Source organism: uncultured Pseudoteredinibacter sp., assembly GCF_947500695.1.
In the GTDB taxonomy this organism is placed as follows: domain Bacteria; phylum Pseudomonadota; class Gammaproteobacteria; order Pseudomonadales; family Cellvibrionaceae; genus Pseudoteredinibacter.
The window spans coordinates 76,472-96,037 of record NZ_CANMSS010000001.1; the positions used below are offsets into that span (position 1 = coordinate 76,472).

General features: G+C 46.5%; 12 protein-coding genes and 2 tRNA genes. 6 read left to right on the top strand and 8 right to left on the bottom strand.

Annotated features, from left to right (window positions below; translation table 11 throughout):
• Positions 1-110 precede the first annotated feature (110 nt).
• Positions 111-1,706 (top strand): AMP-binding protein, encoded by a 1,596-nt coding sequence (locus Q1A08_RS00295; RefSeq protein ID WP_299768021.1) that lies wholly within the window; start codon positions 111-113, stop codon positions 1,704-1,706.
• A gap of 103 nt (positions 1,707-1,809) precedes the next feature.
• Here the strand turns inward: Q1A08_RS00295 and Q1A08_RS00300 are convergent, their stop codons facing one another.
• The 6 genes from Q1A08_RS00300 to Q1A08_RS00325 all read right to left on the bottom strand — a co-directional run bounded on the left by Q1A08_RS00300 (position 1,810) and on the right by Q1A08_RS00325 (position 10,239).
• On the bottom strand, positions 1,810-2,466 hold the full coding sequence (locus tag Q1A08_RS00300) for a glutathione S-transferase family protein (protein WP_299768024.1): 657 nt from the start codon (positions 2,464-2,466) through the stop codon (positions 1,810-1,812).
• A gap of 142 nt (positions 2,467-2,608) precedes the next feature.
• On the bottom strand, positions 2,609-4,135 hold the full coding sequence (locus Q1A08_RS00305; protein ID WP_299768027.1) for a SpoVR family protein: 1,527 nt from the start codon (positions 4,133-4,135) through the stop codon (positions 2,609-2,611).
• Positions 4,132-5,427, bottom strand: a complete 1,296-nt coding sequence (locus Q1A08_RS00310) for a YeaH/YhbH family protein (protein WP_299768030.1) — start codon at positions 5,425-5,427, stop codon at positions 4,132-4,134. The genes Q1A08_RS00305 and Q1A08_RS00310 overlap by 4 nt, the downstream gene beginning before the upstream one ends.
• Before the next feature lie 50 nt (positions 5,428-5,477).
• Positions 5,478-7,400, bottom strand: a complete 1,923-nt coding sequence (locus Q1A08_RS00315; RefSeq protein WP_299768033.1) for a PrkA family serine protein kinase — start codon at positions 7,398-7,400, stop codon at positions 5,478-5,480.
• 716 nt (positions 7,401-8,116) lie between these two features.
• Positions 8,117-9,079, bottom strand: a complete 963-nt coding sequence (locus Q1A08_RS00320) for an NAD(P)H-binding protein (protein ID WP_299768036.1) — start codon at positions 9,077-9,079, stop codon at positions 8,117-8,119.
• A 125-nt stretch (positions 9,080-9,204) separates the two neighbouring features.
• Positions 9,205-10,239 (bottom strand): helix-turn-helix domain-containing protein, encoded by a 1,035-nt coding sequence (locus Q1A08_RS00325; protein ID WP_299768039.1) that lies wholly within the window; start codon positions 10,237-10,239, stop codon positions 9,205-9,207.
• 137 nt (positions 10,240-10,376) lie between these two features.
• On the opposite strand from Q1A08_RS00325, the gene Q1A08_RS00330 reads away from it, so the two are divergent.
• Positions 10,377-11,840 (top strand): amidohydrolase family protein, encoded by a 1,464-nt coding sequence (locus Q1A08_RS00330; protein ID WP_299768042.1) that lies wholly within the window; start codon positions 10,377-10,379, stop codon positions 11,838-11,840.
• A 668-nt stretch (positions 11,841-12,508) separates the two neighbouring features.
• Here Q1A08_RS00330 and Q1A08_RS00335 read toward each other — a convergent pair.
• Both Q1A08_RS00335 and Q1A08_RS00340 read right to left on the bottom strand, forming a co-directional pair.
• A tRNA-Asp gene (locus tag Q1A08_RS00335) sits at positions 12,509-12,585 on the bottom strand.
• 42 nt (positions 12,586-12,627) lie between these two features.
• Positions 12,628-12,703, bottom strand: a tRNA-Val gene (locus tag Q1A08_RS00340).
• Positions 12,704-12,953: 250 nt separating this feature from the next.
• Between Q1A08_RS00340 and Q1A08_RS00345 the strand changes: the two genes are divergently transcribed.
• The 4 genes from Q1A08_RS00345 to zipA all read left to right on the top strand — a co-directional run bounded on the left by Q1A08_RS00345 (position 12,954) and on the right by zipA (position 19,547).
• Positions 12,954-13,436 carry a cytochrome c-type biogenesis protein gene (locus Q1A08_RS00345; RefSeq protein ID WP_299768045.1) on the top strand — a complete coding sequence of 161 codons (483 nt, stop codon included), beginning with the start codon at positions 12,954-12,956 and terminating at the stop codon, positions 13,434-13,436.
• Positions 13,437-14,753: a c-type cytochrome biogenesis protein CcmI gene (ccmI, locus tag Q1A08_RS00350; protein WP_299768047.1), complete on the top strand. Its 1,317-nt coding sequence runs from the start codon at positions 13,437-13,439 to the stop codon at positions 14,751-14,753. It begins immediately after the preceding gene.
• Positions 14,754-14,950: 197 nt separating this feature from the next.
• Positions 14,951-18,451 (top strand): chromosome segregation protein SMC, encoded by a 3,501-nt coding sequence (smc, locus tag Q1A08_RS00355; RefSeq protein ID WP_299768049.1) that lies wholly within the window; start codon positions 14,951-14,953, stop codon positions 18,449-18,451.
• A gap of 112 nt (positions 18,452-18,563) precedes the next feature.
• Positions 18,564-19,547, top strand: a complete 984-nt coding sequence (gene zipA / locus Q1A08_RS00360) for a cell division protein ZipA (RefSeq protein WP_299768051.1) — start codon at positions 18,564-18,566, stop codon at positions 19,545-19,547.
• Positions 19,548-19,566 lie beyond the last annotated feature (19 nt).

Here is a 19,566-nt window from a genome sequence, read left to right on the forward strand (position 1 = left end):
CGAATGCTGCAATAATAAAAATTAACAAACAGCACAATAAAAATAGAATAAAGTTAAGGCATTAAAACAACATATTTAAATGCCTTTAGTACGGAATAGAGGACGCGATTGTGAACCAAGATAAACGCACGATTATTGATGTGCTAGACGACGTATTTAAGAAGTACGCCGCAAATAAAGCTTTTAGTTGTATGGGGCAGACACTGACCTATGGCGATCTCGATCGTTTAAGTGCTCAGTTTGCAAGCTACTTACAGAATCATACCAATCTCGAAGAAGGCGATAGAATCGCTATTCAACTGCCGAATGTGCTGCAATATCCCGTAGTTGTTTATGGTGCAATTCGTGCGGGTCTAGTGGTTGTGAACACCAACCCATTGTATACCGCTCGTGAAGTAAAGCATCAGTTTAACGATTCTGGCGCAAAAGCCTTAGTGGTTTTATCCAACATTGCAGATGTAGCGGCCAAGGTGATTGACGAAACTCAGGTTGAGCAGGTTATCGTTACTGATATTGCCGATATGCACCCGCCGCTTAAACGTACCATTATGAATTTTGCGGTGAAGCATCTTAAGAAGATGGTGCCTGAATTCCGTTTCCCTAATCAGCTAAGCATGCGTGATGCTTTGGCCAAAGGTTCTGCCCCTTATAAGCCAGTGGTAAAAGACATTAACGATGTTGCAGTACTGCAATATACTGGTGGTACTACTGGTGTGGCCAAAGGTGCCATGCTAACCCACAACAACCTTGTGGCGAATATGGAGCAGCTGTTGGCCCATGTAGGTGATGATATTCAAGAAGGGGTTGAATGTGCTATCGCACCCTTACCGCTTTATCATATCTATGCCTTCACCTCGAACTGTATGGCTTTAGCCATGACCGGTAACCACAGCGTTTTAATTCCTAATCCGCGTGATATACCTGCCTTTATCAATGAAGTTAAAAAGCATAAATTTACTTCATTGGTGGGTATCAATACCTTGTTTACTGCTCTGGCGCGTAATCCGGAATTTAGAAAAATTGATTTGTCTTCCCTACGCCATACCGCCTCTGGTGGCATGGCCTTGACTGAAGATGCTGCAAATCAATGGCAGGAACTTACTGGTGTAATGCCTGCGGAAGGCTATGGTCTTACGGAAACGAGCCCTGTCGTTTCTTCTAATCCTTCGCACGCTATTCAGCGCGGAACGGTTGGCACGCCTGTTCCCGGTACCGAAGTGAAAGTAGTTGATGCCGATGGTAACAGTCAACCTACAGGTGAGCCTGGAGAGCTTTGTGTTAAAGGGCCGCAGGTAATGAAAGGTTACTGGCAGCGTCCTGAAGCTACTGCGGAAGTGCTCAGTGAAGAAGGCTGGTTACGCACAGGTGATATGGCGGTTATTCAAGAAGATGGCTACATCCGTATTGTAGATCGCAAGAAGGATATGATTATTGTTTCGGGCTTTAATGTATTCCCGAATGAGATTGAAGATGTTATCTGTCAGCATCCGCAGGTCGTTGAAGCCGCCGCTATTGGTGTAGAAGACGAAAAGTCAGGCGAGGTTGTGAAATTGTTCTTGGTTCGTGATGGTGATCTGAGTGAGAAACAAGTGATTGACTATTGTCGCGAAAACCTCACGGGCTATAAAGTACCTAAGCACATTGAGTTTCGTGATGAGTTGCCAAAAACAGCCGTAGGTAAGATTTTGCGCAAAGATTTACGTTAGCAGGTTATTTTAAATCGGTCGCAATCATCTATCGATTGCGACCACAATTTTCTAAAGTTACTACTAATCCAAAAGTGCTCTTATCAAGCTTTAAATTTCAAGTTTATTTCTTAAACTTTACAAAGTAATCCATCAGATCTTTCATGGCCGCTTGTGAGTCTTGATCTACTTTTTGAGAGATCGGATCTTCTCTCATTACCTTGTTCCAGGCCTTAAGAGCCGGGTATTCGTCTAGGGGCTTCCAGTCGTAGATCTTAGCAGCTACCATATTTCCAACTACCAATGCGTAACGCACGAAAATATCAGCGGCAGTCATTTTGTCACCCATTAAAAAGGGTGAACACTGACATAGTGTGTCTAGCGCTTTAAAACCTTTTTCCATGAGCGGGCGTGCTTCTTGGTAAGCGGTTTCACAGCGTGGATTTCCAATCAGTACTTCTGGGTTGTTGCGGCGTGCAGGCAACTCAATATAAAGCTCTGCTACCTTCATTATTTCGCGGCACTTTGCCTTTTCAAAAGCATCTTCCGGAAAAAACTTGGGGCCTTCCAAGCCGTCGACATAATCCATAATAATGTCGGTCTCTGAAATGGCACCTTGCTCTGTACCAAGCGCAGGCACTTTACCAAGAGGGTGGATCTCTAAATAGGCCGGATCTTGGCTAGGAAATTCTTTAACTTCTTCGAACGTTAAACCTTTGGCAAGTAGCAAGTGTTTCACAGCGTTGTAATAATTACTTGCACAAAATCCATACAGTTTCATATCGCGCCTTCTTTTAGTAAAGGGAGTGTGATTTAGCTGATAGTGACAGCTTATGCCGCTTTACTGGCATCATTGGCCAGAAAGCTGAGGTCATAAAAAAGACCTCAGCTTTTATAAAGGATTTGAGGGGGATTTGCTAGCGCTACTGTGCTAGCTCTAACTTAGGACAGTGAAATTCTTGTAGTGGGATGGGGCAAACCGAATCGTTTTGTGGTTCTACCGATATGAGTTTTACAGGGAAACCCCACAGGCGATGAACATGTTTAAGCACTTCATCGGCGCTTTCGTCGAGTGGTTTACGCTCATGGCGAATGTGATGCAAGGTCAGTGATCTATCACCACGAATATTCGCATTATAGACTTGTATATTGGGCTCGCGATTTTGCAGATTGTATTGGTTGCCCATGGCTTCGCGCAGAGATTGATAACCGGACTCGTCGTGTATAGCAGAGATTTCCAGCTCTGAGTCCTTATCATCGTCCACTAAGCTAAAGAGTTTAAAGTCACGCATTAGCTTTGGTGATAAGTACTGCAAAATAAAGCTTTCGTCTTTAAAGTCTCTCATTGCTGCGTGTAGATTCTCAAGCCAATCCTTACCCGCTAGCTCTGGGAACCAATGGCGATCTTCATCAGTGGGGCTCTCACTAATCCTGCGAATATCAGACATCATCGCAAAGCCCAAGGCATATGGGTTGATACCATTGTAATAGGGGGTATCGAAGCCGGGCTGCATAATGACTCCGCTATGGGACTGCAAGAATTCCAGCATAAAGCCGTCGTTGACTAGGCCTCTATCGTATAAGGTGTTCAATAGAGTGTAATGCCAGTAGGTGGCCCAGCCTTCATTCATAACCTGAGTTTGGCGTTGAGGGTAAAAATACTGGGCGGTCTTGCGAACGATGCGCACTATTTCTCGTTGCCAGGGCTCTAATAAAGGTGCGTTCTTTTCAATAAAGTACAACAAATTTTCTTGTGGCTCACTAGGAAAGAGAGGCTCTTCTTGGTAGTTGCTATTTTTCTCTGACTCTGGAATGGTGCGCCACAACTCATTTACCTGTTGCTGTAATAGGGCTTCACGTTCTTTTTGGCGATTAGCTTCTTCAGCAGCCGAAATGGGGTAGGGGCGACGATATCGGTCAACTCCATAATTCATTAAAGCGTGGCAAGAATCCAATAGTTCTTCCACTTGGCTTACGCCATAGCGCTGCTCGCACTCGGCAATGTAGTTTTTGGAGAACAACAAGTAATCAATAATGGAATCCGCATCAGTCCAACTGCGGAACATGTAGTTACCTTTAAAAAAAGAGTTATGCCCATAGCTTGCGTGAGCAATAACCAAAGCCTGCATGGTCATGCTGTTCTCTTCCATAAGATAGGCAATACAAGGATTGGAATTAATTACGATCTCGTAGGCCAAGCCCATTTGGCCACGACGGTAGGATTGTTCGACATTTATAAACTGTTTACCGTAGCTCCAATGATGGTAGCCCAAGGGCATGCCGGCACTGGCATAGGCATCCATCATCTGCTCAGAGCTGATGATCTCGATTTGATTGGGGTAAGTATCCAGTTGAAATTCTTTCGCTATTTTACCGATTTCCTGGTCATAGCGCTCTATGAGCTCAAAAGTCCACTCTGAGCTGGTCGAAATATAGTTGCTGTTTTTCATGATGCGGCCCCCATATTTTCTTGACCTAGCTTACGCTGAAATAACTCACGAAAAACCGGGTAGATATCAGCGGCGGTACGAATGTTTTGCATGGAGAAAACATCGTTGAATTGACCTTGAATTTGCTGATACTCGTGCCATAAAGACTGGTGATCTTGCTCGGTAATCTCGATGTAGGAAAAGTGTTGTACTTTTTCGAGCAGGCCGTTAGCCAATATTCTGGAGCAATTGCTGGAGTCGTCGTTCCAGTTGTCGCCATCTGAAGCTTGGGCACCATAGATATTCCATTGTGCAGGAGGGTAGCGCTTGTCGACGATTTCCTGCATGAGCTTAAGAGCGCTAGATACGATGGTGCCGCCAGTTTCTCTGGAGTAGAAAAACTCTTGTTCATCGACTTCTTTAGCGCTGGTGTGATGGCGTATAAAAACGACGTCAGTGTGCTCGTAATTTCTTTGCAAAAACAGGTATAGCAATATAAAAAAGCGTTTCGCAATATCTTTAATGCCTTGGGTCATCGAGCCCGAAACATCCATTAGGCAAAACATAACGGCCTGGGAGCGTGGCACCGGCTGCTTAACATGCAGGTTGTACTTGATATCAAAGTCATCAAGCCAAGGGATACGCTTTAGGCGGCCTTTGAGATGTTGGATTTCGTCTTCGAGTTGTTGCTGACGTTCGCTGTCGGGAACAGGGGCCAGCATGAGTTGCTGTAACTCGGCTTCTAAAGCTCTTAATCGCCTTCTGTCTTTACCACCTAGCGCCATACGCCTTGCCGAGGCTGAGCGCATACTGCGAACAATATTGATCTGGCCTGGATTACCGACATCGGCAACCCCGGCCCGATGAGTTTTGTATTCTACATCGCCCATTAAATGGCGTTTTACCAGATTAGGCAATTCTAGATCTTCGAACATGAAATCGAGAAATTCGCTTTGGCTGATTTCAAATACAAAGTCATCCATGCCTTCGCCGCTATTACTGGCCTGGCCTGGACCTGAGCCTTGACCAGCACCGCCTTCTGGGCGCTTAAAGCGGTCGCCGCTGATAAACTCCTTGTTACCAGGCAGTACCTGTTCTTGGAAGCCGCCCTTGCCATGACGAAATACGGGCTCATCAGTATCTTTTCTAGGGATGCTGATTTTTTCACCTTTATTAATGTCCGTTATCGAGCGATCGCCCACGGCTTTTTCTACCGATTGTTTGATCTGCTTGCGGTAGCGCTCTAAAAACCGCTGGCGATTTACCAGACTTTTTTGCTTGCCGTTTAAGCGACGATCGATAACATAATTCATAAAAGATCCTTATGACATTGCTAAACCCTATATTTCTTGAGCTGTATCTATCACTGCGACTTTCTAACCCTCAAATACCATTCTGATAGCAAACGAACTTGTTTCTCGGTATAGCCGCGATCAGTCATACGAGCAACAAAGTCTTGGTGCTTCTTCTGATCATTGGCCGAGGCCTTGGTGTTAAATGAAATAACAGGGAGCAAGTCTTCGGTATTTGAGAACATTTTCTTCTCGATTACCCGACGAAGCTTCTCGTAGCTGTTCCACAATGGGTTTTGTCCGTTATTGTTAGCTCTTGCGCGCAGCACAAAGTTAACAATCTCGTTACGGAAATCTTTAGGGTTACTAATTCCGGCCGGCTTCTCGATTTTTTCAAGCTCTTCATTGAGTGAGGCTCGATCAAGTATTTCGCCAGTTTCTGGGTCGCGATATTCTTGATCCTGTATCCAGAAATCGGCATAGGTGACATATCGATCAAAAATATTTTGACCATATTCGGTATAGGATTCCAGGTAAGCGGTTTGAATCTCTTTGCCAATAAATTCTACGTATTTCGGCGCTAAGAACTCCTTAATAAATGAAAGGTATTTTGCCTGGATTTCCTCTGGGAATTGTTCCTGCTCAATTTGTTGCTCCAGTACATAAAGTAGGTGTACAGGGTTGGCCGCGACTTCGGTAGCGTCAAAGTTGAAGACCTTGGAGAGAATTTTAAAGGCAAAGCGGGTAGATAGACCGTCCATGCCTTCATTCACACCGGCAATGTCGCGATATTCCTGAATAGATTTCGCCTTAGGGTCCGTATCTTTCAAGTTTTGGCCATCATAAACCTTCATTTTTGAATACAGGTTGGAGTTTTCTGGCTCTTTTAAACGAGATAGTACGGAGAATTGCGCCAGCATCTTCAGGGTATCTGGTGCGCAAGGGGCTTCCGATAGTGAGCTGTTTTCAATCAACTTATGATAAATTTCAATTTCTTCGGTAAGGCGTAAGCAATAGGGCACCTTAACGATATAGATCCGATCTAAAAATGCTTCATTGTTTTTATTATTGCGGAAGGTCTGCCATTCTGATTCGTTTGAGTGCGCTAGTATTACGCCTTCATAGGGGATTGCCCCTAGACCTTCGGTGCTGTTGTAGTTGCCTTCTTGGGTGGCGGTCAATAGTGGGTGCAAAACCTTAATAGGGGCTTTGAACATTTCCACAAATTCCATAAGCCCTTGATTGGCGCGACATAAGCCACCTGAATAGCTATAAGCATCGGTGTCATTTTGAGGGAAATCTTCAAGCTTTCGAATATCGACTTTGCCCACTAACGATGAAATATCCTGATTATTCTCATCGCCGGGCTCAGTTTTTGAAATGGCTATTTGATTTAAGATCGAAGGTTTGAGCTTTACGACCTTAAATTGGCTGATATCGCCATTATATTCTCGCAGGCGCTTTGCTGCCCATGGTGACATGATGGTACCTAAGTAACGCTTAGGTATACCGTATTCTTCTTGCAGTATGTCGGCATCTTCACTTGGGTCAAACAACCCCAACGGTGATTCAAATACGGGAGAGCCTTTTAAGCAGTATATTGGTTCTTTTTCCATAAGGGCTTTTAGGCGCTCAGCCAGTGAAGACTTACCACCGCCCACAGGACCTAGCAGATAGAGTATTTGTTTCTTTTCTTCTAGGCCTTGGGCGGAGTGTCGAAAGAAGGCGACGATTTGTTCGATGCATTCTTCCATTCCGAAGAATTCTTCAAAAGCACTATAGCGCTTGATGACTTTGTTGGAGAAGATTCGACTTAGCCTTGGATCAAGAGATGTGTCAATCAATTCTGGCTCGCCGACGGCATTGAGCAAACGCTCAGCAGCTGTGGCGTAGACGCTTTTGTCTTGCTTACATAAGTCTAGGTATTCTTGAATGCTTAGCTCTTCTTCTTGGCCTGCATCGTAACGGTCTTGAAAGTGGTTGAAAATGCCCATCTTACTGTCCTCCGCTCTGAGGGGAGTTTTGGCAAATCACCCGAGAGCAAAATTAGTGTAAAGAAACAAAAAACATACTTTTTAAAACACTCTTTCCAATAAAGATTACTACGTGAAAAAACATCCGAAAATGCCGTTCATAAGTTTCAGCATTTACTACTAACAGTCATGATTAAACGCCTTTTTATTTGCAAAGGCAATTACCACTGGTAAAAATATTGTTAAGCGAACTACTAACTAAGACCACTTAATAAGAAAAAAAGTTGCTTAGTAATTAATGTAGTTGAAGTTTTTTGCATCTGTAAAGCTCGCTTAAAGATCCATGCTAAATAATTGACGCTAATTAGTATCATAGTTTGATATGTAGCATAGTTCGTGCCATAGAATGTAAAGTTTTTGTTTTATTATAATCTTTACAGAATTTTGATATTTTTTAGAGGCTATATCGAATTTGCTTGATATAGCCTTTGAATTATCCGCCTGTCGATATCTTTTAATGATGTATAAACTAAATGCGAGTTTGGGGCTTTAAGTTGGAGTATACAATGTCGTTTGTAGTGCCAGAGATTAATGTTCATTGCATCAAATCAATTGCAAAAAGATACCGAAGAAGGCTGTCGGTATACAAATCGATATTTTCAGGTTGATTGAGTGCGGCGATTAGTAATAGCCCTAAGCCTGTAAGGGTTAGTTCACAAAGTCTTTGATAGGGTTTGTTAAACATCGTTTGCCTCCTGAAGATTCGTTGCGTGGTCGTCCTTCGAGTTGTCGTTTTCCGAATTGTCGTTTGCCGAATATTTGTTTGCCAAGAATTCTGAACTAGAAAAACAATTACTGTTTGATTGGCTATGTGCTAGAAAATCTTCAAGTTTAATATCACCGTAGCTCTTGGTTGCCATGTCTGTGGATGAGGCTTCTAAGATGAACTCAGCACTTCCAGTCCAGCGCTCAGGTGCAAGCCTGCATATGAATTTTGCAGCGGCTTGCAAATGCTCTCCTAGCTGAAATATTCTTGTTGGCTTTTTGCAGTGTTTTTGAATAAGCTGGGCTAATTCCTTTTGGGTATAGGTAAGCGGGCCGCCGATATTTAGCTCACGCTCTTTTTCTCTGAGTGCCTCTGCGCAAAACTGGGCTAGGTCCTGGCCGTGAATTGGGTTTAGCGAATTTTGGCCGTTGCCTAGGATAGGTAAGCACTTGCCGTCGCATTGCTGTAGCATGTTGTGGATGTCACTAAAAAAGCCGCTGGGTCGAATAATTCGATAGTCAATATTTGAGCTTTTTAACTGACGAGTAAACTTTGTCTTTGCCTGGCACAGGCGGTTTTGCATTTTCTCGGCGTGCAGTACGCTGATGTACATGAACTGTTTGGCTTGCGAATTTTTGGCAAAATCAAGCAGGCGAGCATTCATAGCATAATCGACATCATCGTAGCTTAAGCCGTCCTGCTGCTTGGTTATTCCTAGGCAAGAAACCACAATGTTGCAGCTTGGGATCTCATGCAGCAGGTGATCGCTATTTCCAAAGTCTGTTTTGACGACATAATGGTTCGGAATTTGTAAGCGCTCTAGTTTTTTCTCGTCTCTAAGAAGCAAACCTAGCTGATGACCATCCCGATAAAACTGCTGGGCTAGGTAGCGCCCTAAGTATCCTGTTGCGCCTGCTAAAACAATATGTGCCATGTTGGCCTCCTTGTTCAAAGTTATGAGGCCTATCTTGCGGTTTTGTTTTAGCTTGAGCGTTCAGTATAGGGATTTTGTACGTACAGAATCATGATTCTGATCTTATATGGCTTTGGGCTGGGCATTTACTCGAGGGCTTCTTTTTGAAATTGACTTGGGGTCTTGCCGGTCATTCGCTTGAATACGGTGTTAAAGCTAGATTTCGAATTAAAACCTGACGCTAAAGCAAGATCGAGCAGGCTCCGATTGTTGTTGTGTCGAATTTCTTCGCAAATTTCATCAATACGAAGGCGATTAATATAGTCCGCAAAACTCTGTCCACCACCTTGATTGATTGCCCAAGAGATATCCTTTTCAGTGAGGCCTGTGTGCTCAGATAAATCAGATAGACTTAGCCTGGGTGTGCGATAGAGTTTTTGCTCAAGCAGTTGCCGGTGAATCTGTTCAAATAGGCTATTTGCTGTCGCATCTAATGGTGGGTCTAGGGCCTCTACGGCCTCTTTTTGGTATTGCTCTAAGCCATCAAAGAGCTCGGGTTGATGTACGCCCTTAAAAATCAAAAAGCAGCAGAGCCCTAAATAGACTAATAGTGTGAAAATATACCAGGGCTCCAGTATCGAAATGGGCAGCTCAGTTTGTAGGTTTTGTCGAATGGCATCCACGGCAATGGCACTGATATAGAGTATGAGAACCAATCTCAGCCAGTGTAGAGTAAGATTTTCCGCATCCGAGCGCCTGTCACGGCTGGCTTGTTCGTAATTGCGTATCAACTTCCAGCAAAGACTTAGATAGACCACCAAACTGATGGTGCCAAGAGCAATGATAAGCTGTGGCATTGCGGCAAAGGGAAATGCCATCAACATAGGCAAAAAGTGTATGGCTTGATCGAAGGCTAGCCCTTTGTTTGAAAACACCAGGCCTCGTGTAAATAAAAATAGCGCTGGCCCAAAGCCCAAGCCAAAGATGGGAGTAATCAGAGTTTCGCCCCATAGTTGCCGGCTTAAGCCGCTTTCCTCAGCGAAATTGCACAGCATTAATGAGGCTTCCATCAATAGCGCAAGACTTAGTGGGCGAAAGCGGGTGCTAGGCCAGACCAGAATGATTCCAAACATGGCCGTAAAGGCAAAGATTAATTGAATGGTATTGGCTGCATCTATCATCGCTTATCTCATCAGAGGTCGACATTTACGGCGTATTCTAGCCCCATATTTATTCTGAACCGTTCACAATCACGATTCTGCACGCAACATTTTGCTTTAGTGGATAAATTTAGGCTTTCAAACTCTTAGAGGGCCAGATGGTGTTGCTTATAACTTTTCAAATTATGCATAGATTGTTAAAGGCTTTACTCATAGTAGTGCCTGTTACTGTGCTGGCGATATTGCTCTTACTGGTTAGTGCTGTGCAATGGCAGCGTATGGTCGACGGGCAAAGGTGGGAGTTGGGTGAGGCTCAAGCCATTGTCATTAATGATGTAGCGATACTCGATTTATCGAATATGCGAGTGATTGCCAGGCAGAATGTTTACCTAGCAGACGGGCAAATAAAGGCTGTAGAGAATGTGAGCCAAGCCCTTAAGCTTGGCTATAAAGTTGTGCCAGCGTCTGGGCGCTACTTAAGCCCGGGTTTAATCGATAGTCATGTGCACGTTTATAGCCCGAGTGAGCTGGCGCTTAATCTTAGTTATGGGGTAACAACGGTCCGAAACCTGCGTGGCTTTCCTGTGCATTTGCGCTGGCGTGATCAACAGAAGGTAGTGGCCTTTGGTGAGGCCAGCTTGCTGACTTCTTCGCCAGTGCTGGATGGCCCAAAATACGCACATCTTATGCAAGAAGTCGTAAGCAGCTCAGAGCAGGCAAGGCAGCGCGTTCGACTGTACAAAGAGCAAGGCTTTGATTCACTAAAGGTCTACAGTTATCTCGACCAGCAAGTTCAGGAAGCGATTTTTGATGAGGCGAGAAAGGTCGGCTTGCCCGTGGCTAAGCACGGTCCCCATGCGGGGCAGTCACCATTGAAAATGTTGGCAGGTGCTGAGTCCTTAGAGCATCTAGAAGATATTGTGCAGGGGCCGCTGGCTTATAAGTTGGATATTGAAAGGGCTCGAGAGTATTTGCAACAGCTTAGTGAATTGGACCCTTATCTTACGCCGACCCTAGCCTCGATAGATCATTTCACCCGGCTGGCTCGAGATAAACAAAATTATGTGGACAGCTTGCCCTTAGCTGCCATAAATCCTTTTTTTCGATTTCTAAATACCGAGTTTTCCGTGAACCGTTGGCTCGCAGTGGGCCTTGAGGATCAGAAGTGGAATGAGCAGTTGCGAGCCTTCTTGTTGTTGGTGCTGCAAGAGGCCGACAGGCAGGGTATCACTTTACTGCTTGGCTCCGATGCGGGCACTTTGTATTTAACTGCGGGTTACTCAGCTCATCAAGAGATGGCGATTTGGGAAGAAGCTGGGCTTGATAAATGGACTATTTTACAGGCTGCTACCGTGAATCCTGCCAGGGCTTTTGGTTTGGCTAATGAAATAGGGCAGCTAAAGGTGGGTTTAAGGGCGGATTTATTGTTGCTAGAGGCTAACCCCTTGGAAGATCTTGGTGTAATGCAGAACCCGGTAGCTGTGATTAAAGCAGGGCGCGTCATTGAAGGGGAAGATCTGCTGGCCTTGCGGCAGCGGGGGATGGAGTCGCTTTCTTGGTTTTATGGTTTGGGTGTTTTTGTTGAAGATTTGTGGTGTCGTTGGTTGGGTGGTTTAAATTGAAGTGTCGGAATGGATAGGTTCCGCCTAAAGCAAAGGCTATTCCATCAACATAGTGCAGGCCCCAGGGGTCAGGACCCTAGGGTTCTGACCCCACTTCGGAGCCGAGTTGGTGGGTTTGTTGTGGGTGCATGATTTGAGGGAGAGATCATTTGTTTCTGCAAATCATTATAAGGGGAGATATCTGGTAACTATGCGGCAGCGGGGGATGGAGTCGTTTTCTTGGTTTTATGGTTTAGGTGTCTTTGCTTGGGCGGTTTAAATAGAAGTTCTGGAATGGACAGGTTCCGCCTAAAGCAAAGGCTATTCCACCAACATAGTGCAGGAACCCGGGGTCAGAACCCTAGGGTTCTGACCCCGCTTCGCAAAACTGCTTCCTGCGATTTTGTCGAACCCGGTACGCGGGGTCTCGCCCATCCGGTCCCCATGCTTTCTTTCAGGCAATAAAAAAGGCTGCAATTGCTTGCAGCCTTTTTGGAATAGTGGCGGACCGGACGGGACTGATCATTTGCTCCTGCAAATGCCCCTTCGGGTTGCTCCTTACGTCGCAATCCAAAATCGCTCCAAGCGATTTTGTCGAACCCGATACGCGGCTCCTCGCCCATCCGGTCCCCATGCTTTCTTTCAGGCAATAAAAAAGGCTGCAATTGCTTGCAGCCTTTTTGGAATAGTGGCGGACCGGACGGGACTCGAACCCGCGACCCCCGGCGTGACAGGCCGGTATTCTAACCAACTGAACTACCGGTCCGCTATATCTGACAGTTACTCACTTTCGTGTCACGCTTGAAAGTGGTGGGTGGTACAGGGATCGAACCTGTGACCCTCGCCTTGTAAGGGCGATGCTCTCCCAGCTGAGCTAACCACCCGCTGTCAGGAGCGGCGTATAATAATGATTAATCTTTTCGCGTCAACCGTTTTTTAATAAAAACTTCACCTTTCTTGCGAAAAGCTGAAATTTGCATAAAAACTCAACAAAAGCAGTGGCTTAGGCTCAGAAATAGCCGCAAGCTATGGGTTACTGCTGCCGGCATTGATATACTGCGGGCAATTCGGAGCTCTCTGTTGATTCTGGGGTATATGCCTAGAGAGCGACTTCCTCAACAGTGTGTGAATAACATGATGTTAATTAACCGCCTATTTATTTCTTTACTGCTCGCTTTAGTGGCGACAACAGCCAGCGCAGTAGTTGATCTTTATGAATTTGATGATCCGCAGTTGCGCGATCGCTACTTAGTCTTAGTAGATGAGTTGCGCTGCCCTAAGTGTCAAAATCAAAACCTGTCGGGTTCCGACTCGCCCATCGCGGCTGATTTGCGCCGTGAGTTGCATCGTTTATTGCAAGAGGGGCAAAACGATACCGAGATTAAAGATTATATGGTTGCCCGCTATGGTGACTATGTCTTGTATCGCCCACGTTTGAGTATGAAGACAATCATGCTTTGGGGTGGCCCTATTGCCTTGCTATTGGTAGGGCTGGTGATTGCTTTGTTGATTTTCCGTCGCCAGCAACCGATAGAGAAAACGGTAGAAATTGATAAAGACCGCCTTGAAGAAATTTTGCGACAAGCCCGTGAAGAAAAGACTAAGGATCAAAACTAAATGTTATCTATCTGGTTGGCGGCCGCCACGCTGTCTCTATTGGCTCTATTGTTTGTTTTTTGGCCGCTGTTGTTTCAGGGGCGGGAGCAGCTAAAAGAGCAGCAGCGCCAGTCACTGAATGTTGATTTGTACGATCAGCGTTGTGCTGAGCTCGCTGAGCAGCGTAGCAATGGTGATTTGGACGAGGCTCAATACGAAGCCCTAAAAACGGAACTGGATCTGGAATTGCTTGGTGCTGATGGGCTGGAAGGCGGTGAGTCAAGCGCAGCTCAACAGGCGCCAGGCTCTGGGCGAATCATCTTTCTAGCTTCAGCCGCAATCTTGGTGGTGTTTGTTTTTGCTTTCTACCAATACAACGGTGCCAGCCAAGACATTATTCTGACCAAAGCCATACAAGAGAAATTTGCCGCCGACACCATGGCGGTACAGTCAGGGCAAAACCCAGACCCGGCACTGGCAAGACGCTTGATGTCACAGCTCGAAGAGCGCTTGGAAAAGGACCCTGAAAATGTTCAGTATCGTTATCTATTGGCTAGAAACGCCACTGATTTGCAGGAATATCCAACGGCTATTAACGCCTATCGCGCCATTCTAGAGATAGATAAATCACCGTTAGTGATGGGGGAGTTAGCGCAGCTGCTGTTCGTCGTGGCGGGTAATCGTGTAACGCCTGATATTGAGATTTTGATCGACCAGACCTTGGCGCAAGACCCTAATAGCCATGTTGCACTTGGCCTGGACGGTATTCGTTACTTTCAGGCGGAAGATTACCAGCAGGCTATCGCCCAGTGGGAGAAAGCCATCAAGCTATTGGGACCTCAAAGTGCAGGTGCTCAGTCTTTAGCGGCGGGCGTTTTGCGGGCGCGAGCCTTAATGAATGAACAGGGTGGGGCTAAACAAGGTGACGCGCAATTGCTCGCCAATTCTGCCTCTGTTGAAGCTGGCTCAGAAGAAAAAGCGCCTGCGGAAGCTAACGGACAGCTAAGTCTTAAACTCAAGGTAGAGCTGGCAGATGGGCTTAGCTTAAACCCTGAGCATGCGGTGTTCATTTATGCCAGAGCATGGCAGGGGGCGCCAATGCCATTGGCTATTGCGCGCATCAAGGTTAAAGACCTGCCGGCGGAGATCGAGCTCAGTGAGGCCATGGCGATGGCACCAGGCATGTCGATTGCTACCTTCCCTCAGTTAGAGTTAGTGGCAAGGGTTTCGGCCAGTGGCCAAGCGATACCTCAAGCAGGCGATTGGCAGTCAACCTTAGGTCCGGTGGCTAATAGCAGCACTGAGCAGCATCGCATAGAGATCAATACGCAAATCTAGTCACTGTTCAGCCAGTGGTAGGTTAAAGGGCGCTAATATAGGCGTCGATTGCCACCGGCTGTGTCTTTCCAGGGTGCCAAAACTCAGCCAAACGTGTAGAATGGCGGGTTTTAGGTTGTGTCTCTGAAAACTGCTTGGTTGTTCAGAAAACTACAATAAAATCAATATATTGCAAGACTATTGAGTGAAAAGGATTTATGCGGCTAAAGTGCATTAAGCTAGCAGGTTTTAAATCGTTCGTAGATCCGACGACGGTTTCCTTTCCATCGAACCTGTGTGCCATTGTTGGTCCCAACGGTTGTGGTAAATCCAATACCATCGACGCTGTGCGCTGGGTAATGGGTGAATCTTCCGCGAAGAACCTTCGTGGTGAATCCATGACTGACGTTATCTTTAACGGCTCTGGCGGTCGTAAGCCTGTTGGTCAGGCATCAATCGAGCTGATCTTTGATAACAGTGACGGCACCCTGGTGGGTGAATATGCCGGTTACAGTGAGATTTCTGTAAAGCGAAAAGTGACCCGCGATGCCACCAATACCTACTATTTGAACGGCAATAAATGTCGCCGCCGTGACATTACCGATATCTTCCTAGGCACCGGCCTTGGCCCTCGCAGCTACGCCATCATTGAGCAGGGTATGATCTCCCGCTTGATTGAGGCGAAACCTGAAGAGCTGCGAGTCTATATCGAAGAAGCCGCTGGTATTTCCAAATATAAAGAGCGTCGACGCGATACCGAAAACCGTATGCGCCGCACCATGGAAAACCTAGAGCGTTTAACCGATATTCGCGATGAGCTTGAGCGCCAGCTTTCACGCTTAGAGCGTCAGTCTGTCGCCGCTGAAAAATATACCGAATTCAAAAAAGAAGAGCGCTTACTCAAAGCGCAACTGCAAGCACTGCGTTTCCAGTTGTTGGATGAGCAGGCTAAGTCTAAGCAGGGGATTATCACTGAGCTGGAACTTAAAGTTGAATCCTTTGTAACTGACCAGGTGGGTAAAGATACTGAAATTGAAGAATACCGCCTGCAGCACACTGAAATGGGCGATAAATTCAATGAAGTGCAAGGCCGTTTTTATGCACTAGGTTCTGAGATCGCTCGTATTGAACAAAATATTCAGCATGCTCAATCTCGTTCGCAAGAGTTGCAACGTGATTTAGAGCAAACTGAGCGCGACTGCAAAGAAGCAGAGCAGCATCTTCTTACCGATACAGAGAAAACCAAGCAGTGGGAAGAAGAACTGCTTGAGATCGAGCCCGAATTGGAAATGATTAAAGCCGCCGAAGAAGACTCTGGCGACTTTTTGCAAACCGCCGAAGATGCCATGCAAGATTGGCAGATTGAGTGGGACAGTTTTAACCAAACAGCGGCCGAACCCCGTCAACGTGCAGAAGTTGAGCAATCCAAAATTCAGCACCTTGAGCAAGTTCAAAGCCGCTTGCTGGATCGTATTAAACGCTTAGATGAAGAGCGCGGCAATTTACAATCCTCAGAAGTGGATGAAGAGATTGCCGAGTTAAGCGAGCGTATGGCTGAGCTCGATATTGATGCCGATGCTAAACGTGCTGCCGTTGAAGAAATGGGCGAGAGCATTAATGAACAGCGTGAGCAAAGTAATAGCGACAATGAAACCTTGGATCAGTTGCGCAATCAGTTATCCAGCATGCGCGGTCGCCACGCGTCTTTAGAAGCTTTACAGCAAGCTGCCATGGGGCAGCAGAATGAAGCAGTTAGTGATTGGTTGAGCGAGCAAGGCCTGGCCGATAAACCTCGCCTAGCCGAGCAGCTGCAAGTAGAAGCTGGCTGGGAAATGGCGGTAGAAACCGCTTTGGGTAATCATTTACAAGCTGTTTGTACCGATGGCATTGAAGATATCGCGGATGTATTTGCCAAACTCGATCAAGGCGAGCTTGTTCTTCTTGATGCGAATAGCAGCAAAGCTACAGTCGATGCAAAAAGCCTAGCTAACTTTGTCAGCGGCAGTGCTGATGTTAGTCACTTCTTGGCGAATGTTTTAGCGGCTGAGACTATCAGCGAAGCCTTGGCTATGCGTAGTAGCTTGTCGGCTGGCCAATCTGTGATGACCAAAGAGGGTATCTGGATTGGTGCCAACTGGATGCGCGTTGCCAAAGATAACGATGCTGCCTCCGGTGTTTTGGCTCGCAAACAAGAGCTAGAAGAATTGACCGCCGCGATAGCGGAGCTGGAAGAACAAGTAGAGCAGCTTAGCGATGCTATGGAGCAGCGCCGCGATAATATTAAAGATTTAGAACAACAGCGCGAAGCGAAACGCCGTGAAGCGGAAGATTTAAATCGCCGCTATGGCGAAATGCGCTCGCAAGTGAGTGCCAAGCAAGTGCAGGTTGAACAAACCAGCATGCGCCGCCAGCGCTTGGATAGTGAAATCACTGAAGCCAAAGAGCAAATGGATGCCGAGGCCGAGGCGCTATCTGAATCGCGTATGATCCTGCAAGAAGCCATCGATGCGATGGAGCAGGATACTGATAAGCGCGAAGAGTTATTGAGTAAGCGTGACGAGCTGCGCGAGAAATTAGATCAGGCCCGCCAGCGCGCGCGTCATGATAAAGATCGCGGCCACGAATTAGCGATACGCTACCAATCATTGCGCACTCAGTTAGACAGCATGCGCTCTGGTATCGAGCGTTTGCGTGATCAAGTGCAGCGCTCCCAAGATCGCCGTGAGCAATTGCAAGCTACCCTTGGTGAAAACCGCGATCCGATTGAAGAATACAAAATGGAGCTCGAAGAGCGCCTAGAGGATCGTCTAAGTGTTGAAGGCGAGCTAGCGGATGCTCGCCGAGCGGTTGATGATGTTGAAGCAAAACTGCGCCAGATTGAACAAGATCGCAGCAAGGCTGAGCACGAAATTCAATCGGTTCGTACTCGTCTAGAACAAGAACGTTTATTTACTCGCGAAGTAGAAGTTCAGCGCAGTACGGTAGAAACGCAGTTGGTCGATGATGGTTTCCACTTGCCAACTCTTTTAGAGCAGCTACCAGAAGACGCCGAAGAAAAAGCCATGGAAGAAGAACTAGAGCGAATTGGTAATCGCATTAGCCGTCTTGGCCCGATTAACTTGGCGGCGATCGACGAATACAAAATAGAGTCTGAGCGTAAAACCTATTTGGATACCCAGAATAAAGATCTGGAAGACGCCTTGGAAACTCTGGAAAACGCCATCAAAAAGATTGATAAGGAGACACGCTCTCGTTTTAAAGAGACCTTTGATCAGGTAAATGAAAGTTTGCAGGAGCTGTTCCCGAAAGTGTTTGGTGGCGGTCATGCTTATCTTGAGTTAACCGGCGATGATTTGTTGGATACCGGTATCGCCATTATGGCGCGCCCTCCAGGTAAACGTAACAGTACCATCCATCTGCTTTCCGGTGGTGAGAAAGCGCTAACGGCGATTGCTTTGGTATTCTCGATCTTCCGTTTGAACCCAGCACCTTTCTGTATTCTGGATGAGGTTGACGCGCCATTGGATGACGCCAACGTGGGTCGTTATGCGCGTATGGTTGAAGAGATGTCCAAGCACGTACAGTTTATTTATATTACCCACAACAAGATCGCTATGGAAATGGCCCATCAGTTGTTGGGTGTAACCATGCACGAGCCGGGTGTTTCCCGCCTAGTAAGCGTGGATGTTGATGAGGCCGCCGAACTGGCCGCCATGTAAGAGATTGAACTTTTGCCCTTGAGTTTTTTCTATTGAACAGAGGGTAAAGTTGATTCCCGCTAGCTGCCAGGGGGGTGGCTGAAAGGGAAGAGATTGAGAGGCAAGAATAAGGATGAATTTCGATTTTGAAATGCAGCACGTACTGACCATTATTATCGTGTTGTTAATTGTTGGTGTGGTGTTAGACGGTATTCGACGCATGCGTCAGAATCGCCGGGATTCCATTCGCATGTCTTTAAACATGCAGCACAACCTCGATAAAGACGAAGAGTATGGCAGTGAGCTTCCCAATGGGGGTGCACGAGTTGTAAATCGTGATCTGTCTGAGGCGGAAGATTTGAATACCGAAGTGCGTAAAGCCTTTGTTGCACCGGGTGAAAAACCCCGCCCAGTGACCGAGCAGGTTAGCTTGAATCTCGACGAGCAGGTTCCCATGTTGATGGATTCTGTGAGTGAGCAGGCAGAAGACTCAGTGCAGGAGCTAGAGGCGGATTACCACTCTGATCGTTTAGAGCCGGTTTTCAATGAGGCTGACTCAGGCGCGCTATTGGATGAAGGTGTAGCCTCTGCAACTCGCACTGTGCGTCGCGAAGCTGAAGCAGCTGCAAGCCCTCGCCATCAAGTCAGTGCTGATCATGAAAGCTCAGCGGCACAAACGGGCCAAGACCCAGAAGAAGTGATCATTATTAATGTTATGGCGCCAGCTGGAGCACGCTTTCAAGGTGAAGATCTTCTGCAGGTTCTGCTTGCCAAAGGTATGCGTTTTGGCACCATGAATATTTTTCATCGCCACAGTGAATCCGATGGCTCGGGTGAGATTCTATTCAGTATGGCCAATATGGTGGTGCCGGGTACTTTTGATCTAGATTCTATGAGCAGCTTTGAAACCCCAGGGGTTAGCTTCTTTCTTACCTTGCCAATTAATGGTGACAGCTTGAACGCCTTTGAGGCGATGGTGGAAACGACTCAGACACTTTGCGATAGCTTGGGTGGCGAACTAAAAGATGAGAATCGCAGTGTAATGACGCAGCAAACCATTGAGCATTGCCGCCAGCGTGTGCGCGAATTTGCACGTCGACAACTATCTCGCCAGTAGTCGATTTACTTTTATTTTG

Bases quoted from the DNA above. Each gene is read 5' to 3' on its own strand.
- smc (WP_299768049.1), top strand. From the start codon at position 14,951: ATGCGGCTAAAGTGCATTAAGCTAGCAGGTTTTAAATCGTTCGTAGAT.
- zipA (WP_299768051.1), top strand. From the start codon at position 18,564: ATGAATTTCGATTTTGAAATGCAGCACGTACTGACCATTATTATCGTG.
- ccmI (WP_299768047.1), top strand. From the start codon at position 13,437: ATGTTATCTATCTGGTTGGCGGCCGCCACGCTGTCTCTATTGGCTCTA.
- Q1A08_RS00345 (WP_299768045.1), top strand. From the start codon at position 12,954: ATGATGTTAATTAACCGCCTATTTATTTCTTTACTGCTCGCTTTAGTG.
- Q1A08_RS00325 (WP_299768039.1), bottom strand. From the start codon at position 10,239: ATGATAGATGCAGCCAATACCATTCAATTAATCTTTGCCTTTACGGCC.
- Q1A08_RS00320 (WP_299768036.1), bottom strand. From the start codon at position 9,079: ATGGCACATATTGTTTTAGCAGGCGCAACAGGATACTTAGGGCGCTAC.
- Q1A08_RS00315 (WP_299768033.1), bottom strand. From the start codon at position 7,400: ATGGGCATTTTCAACCACTTTCAAGACCGTTACGATGCAGGCCAAGAA.
- Q1A08_RS00305 (WP_299768027.1), bottom strand. From the start codon at position 4,135: ATGAAAAACAGCAACTATATTTCGACCAGCTCAGAGTGGACTTTTGAG.
- Q1A08_RS00300 (WP_299768024.1), bottom strand. From the start codon at position 2,466: ATGAAACTGTATGGATTTTGTGCAAGTAATTATTACAACGCTGTGAAA.
- Q1A08_RS00310 (WP_299768030.1), bottom strand. From the start codon at position 5,427: ATGAATTATGTTATCGATCGTCGCTTAAACGGCAAGCAAAAAAGTCTG.
- Q1A08_RS00330 (WP_299768042.1), top strand. From the start codon at position 10,377: ATGGTGTTGCTTATAACTTTTCAAATTATGCATAGATTGTTAAAGGCT.